Source organism: Nocardioides sp. P5_C9_2, from assembly GCF_054049555.1.
Map to the genome: position 1 here is coordinate 1 of NZ_JBFUMD010000447.1, position 3,287 is coordinate 3,287.

At 72.9% G+C, this 3,287-nt stretch carries 4 protein-coding genes; all 4 read left to right on the top strand.

Annotated elements, in window-relative coordinates; genetic code table 11:
• Window positions 1–1,777: glutamine--fructose-6-phosphate transaminase (isomerizing) (gene glmS / locus ACXJKL_RS17830; RefSeq protein ID WP_457208349.1), on the top strand; the 1,777-nt coding region annotated here is incomplete at its 5' end.
• Window positions 1,778–1,847: 70 nt separating this feature from the next.
• Window positions 1,848–2,198 (top strand): holo-ACP synthase, encoded by a 351-nt coding sequence (locus tag ACXJKL_RS17835; protein WP_457208350.1) that lies wholly within the window; start codon window positions 1,848–1,850, stop codon window positions 2,196–2,198.
• Window positions 2,199–2,231: 33 nt separating this feature from the next.
• Window positions 2,232–2,510 (top strand): LysM peptidoglycan-binding domain-containing protein, encoded by a 279-nt coding sequence (locus ACXJKL_RS17840; RefSeq protein WP_457208351.1) that lies wholly within the window; start codon window positions 2,232–2,234, stop codon window positions 2,508–2,510.
• A 36-nt stretch (window positions 2,511–2,546) separates the two neighbouring features.
• Window positions 2,547–3,287 (top strand): NAD(P)H-hydrate epimerase (locus ACXJKL_RS17845; protein ID WP_457208352.1); only part of this gene is annotated, 741 nt, incomplete at its 3' end.

The following is a 3,287-nucleotide window of genomic DNA, read 5'->3' on the forward strand; positions in this document are numbered from 1 at the left end:
GGGGTACGACTCCGCGGGCATCGCCCTGGTCGACCCCGCCGCCGGCGACGGCCGGATCGCCTCGGACAAGCGGGCCGGCAAGCTGGCCAACCTCGAGAAGGCCATCGCCGAGAGCCCGCTGCCGGCCTCGACCACCGGCATCGGCCACACCCGCTGGGCCACCCACGGAGCGCCCAACGACAAGAACGCGCACCCGCACCTGGGCCGGGAGGCCCGGGTCGCGGTGGTGCACAACGGCATCATCGAGAACTACGCGTCCCTGCGGTCCGAGCTCGAGCGTGCCGGCCACGAGATGCTCTCGGACACCGACACCGAGATCGCCGCGCACCTGCTCGAGCTCGAGGTGCAGACCGGTGTCGACCTGACCACCGCGATGCAGCAYGTGTGCCAGCGCCTCGAGGGTGCGTTCACCCTCGTCGCCGTCGACGCCGAGGACCCGTCCCGTGTCGTGGCCGCCCGGCGCAACTCGCCGCTGGTGGTGGGCGTCGGCGAGGGCGAGAACTTCATCGGCTCCGACGTCGCGGCCTTCATCGAGCACACCCGCGAGGCGATGGAGCTCGGCCAGGACCAGGTCGTCACCATCACCCGCGAGGGCGTCGAGGTCACCGGCTTCGACGGCTCGCCGGCGCAGGGTCAGCGCTACCACGTCGATTGGGACCTCTCGGCCGCCGAGAAGGACGGCTACGACTGGTTCATGCGCAAGGAGATCTTCGAGCAGCCCCGCGCCGTGGCCGACGCCATGCTGGGCCGCCACGACGGCAGTGGCCGGCTGCAGCTCGACGAGGTCCGCCTGTCCGAGGACGAGCTGCGCACCGTCGACAAGATCATCATCGTCGGCTGCGGGACCGCCAACTACGCCGGGCTCGTCGCCAAGTACGCCATTGAGCACTGGACCCGGATCCCGTGCGAGGTCGAGCTGGCCCACGAGTTCCGCTACCGCGACCCGATCCTGACCCGCGACACCCTCGTGGTCGCGATGAGCCAGTCGGGGGAGACCGCCGACACCCTGATGGCCATCCGGCACGCCCGCGAGCAGGGCTCGCGGGTGCTGGCCATCTGCAACACCAACGGCTCGACGATCCCGCGCGAGTCCGACGCGGTGATCTACACCCACGCGGGCCCGGAGATCGGGGTGGCCTCGACCAAGGGCTTCCTCACCCAGCTGATCGCCTGCTACCTCCTCGGCCTCTACCYCGCCCAGGTCCGCGGCATGAAGTTCGGCGACGAGATCTCCCACGTCCTCGACGAGCTGGCCAAGATGCCCGAGCACGTCCAGACGCTGCTGGACCGGTCCGAGGACATCTACGCCCTCGCCGCCCGGCACGCCGAGACCCGGTCGGTGCTCTTCCTCGGCCGCCACGCGGGCTTCCCGATCGCCCTCGAGGGGGCGCTCAAGCTCAAGGAGCTCGCCTACATCCACGCGGAGGGCTTCGCCGCCGGCGAGCTCAAGCACGGTCCGATCGCGCTGATCGAGGAGGGGCTGCCGGTCTTCTGCATCGTGCCGCCCCGGGGTCGCGAYGAGCTGCACCAGAAGATGGTCAGCGCCATCCAGGAGATCCGGGCCCGGGGCGCGCACACCATCGTGCTGGTGGAGGAGGGCGACGACTCGATCACGGCGTACGCCGACGAGCTGATCCGGCTGCCGAAGGTGCCGACGCTGCTCCAGCCGGTCGTGTCGGTGGTGCCGCTGCAGCTCTTCGCCTGCGAGCTGGCCACGGTCATGGGCCACGACGTCGACCAGCCCCGCAACCTCGCCAAGTCCGTCACGGTCGAATGAGAACCCCACGAGAACGCGCTTCGCTTGCCTTCCCGCGGGGACCCCGGATGACCACCCCACGAGGCGCCCGATGATCGTGGGCGTCGGCATCGATGTCGTCGACCTGGACCGCTTCGAGGAGTCGCTGCGCCGCACCCCCGCGTTGCGCGAGCGGCTGTTCACCCCGTCCGAGGCGTCGCGCCCCCACGCGTCGCTGGCCGCCCGCTTCGCGGCGAAGGAAGCCATCGCCAAGGCCCTCGGTGCGCCCGTGGGCATGGCCTGGCACGACGCGGAGATCGTGTCCGAGGAGACCGGGCGCCCGCGCTTCGAGATCCGTGGGACGGTGCTCGCGCAGGCCGAGGCCCTCGGGGTGCGGCACGTGCACGTGTCGTTGTCGCACGACGCCGGGATCGCCTCCGCCGTGGTGGTCCTGGAGGGCTGAGGACCGCGGCGGCGGCTGGGCTACGGTGGCGCCATGGGCTTCCTGGACTCCGTCAAGAACGCGCTCAAGGGTGCGGTCGCCGCACCGGCCAAGGACGTCGCCGAGCCCGGCACGCCCCCGGAGTCGTCCGGGGCCCCGAGGGTCGAGGAGCCGGCGCCGGTCTTCACGACGTACACGATCCGCACCGGCGACACCCTCGGCGACATCGGCGCCCGGCACGGCGTGACGCGCGACGAGCTCGCCCGCCTCAACGAGATCGCCGAGCCGGACCTGATCCGGCCCGGCCAGGAGCTCCGCATCCCGACCGGCTGACCAGCCCGGGGGCGCACCAGCCGCTAGCGTGGCGACATGCGCCGTGCCCACACCGTCCCGGAGGTGCGTGACGCCGAGGCAGACCTGATGCGGACGCTGCCCGACGGCGCGCTGATGCAGCGGGCCGCCGCCGGCCTCGCCCACGCCGTCCTCGACCTGCTCGGCGGCGGCTACGGTCGCCGCGTCCTGCTGCTCGTCGGCTCGGGCGACAACGGTGGCGACGCCCTGTACGCCGGGTGCGCGCTGCTGCGCCGCGGCGCGCGCGTCGCCGCGGTGCTGCTCGGCAGCAGCCACCACGAGGACGGGCTGATCGCCTTCCGGGCGGCGGGCGGCACGCTCGTCGAGGACGTCGCCGCCGAGCAGCGCCCCGACGTCGTGGTGGACGGGATCGTCGGCATCGGCGGACGCCCCGGGCTGCGGGACGACGCGGTGGCCGTGCTGGACGCCCTCGCCGGGGTGCCGGTGGTCGCCGTCGACGTGCCCTCGGGGGTCGACGTCGACACCGGCGAGCTCGACGGACCGCACGTCGTCGCGGACCTCACCGTCACCTTCGGCACCCACAAGGTGGCCCACCTGGTCGGCCCGGCGGCCGGGGTGTGCGGCGCGGTCCACCTCGTCGACCTCGGGCTGGAGCTGCCTCGTGCGGCCGTCGAGTCCCTCCAGGCCGCCGACGTCGCCGCTCTCGTGCCCCGGCCGGGACCCGACGACCACAAGTACTCCCGCGGCGTGGTCGGCGTCCGAGCCGGGTCCGACACGTACCCGGGGGCGGCGCTCCTC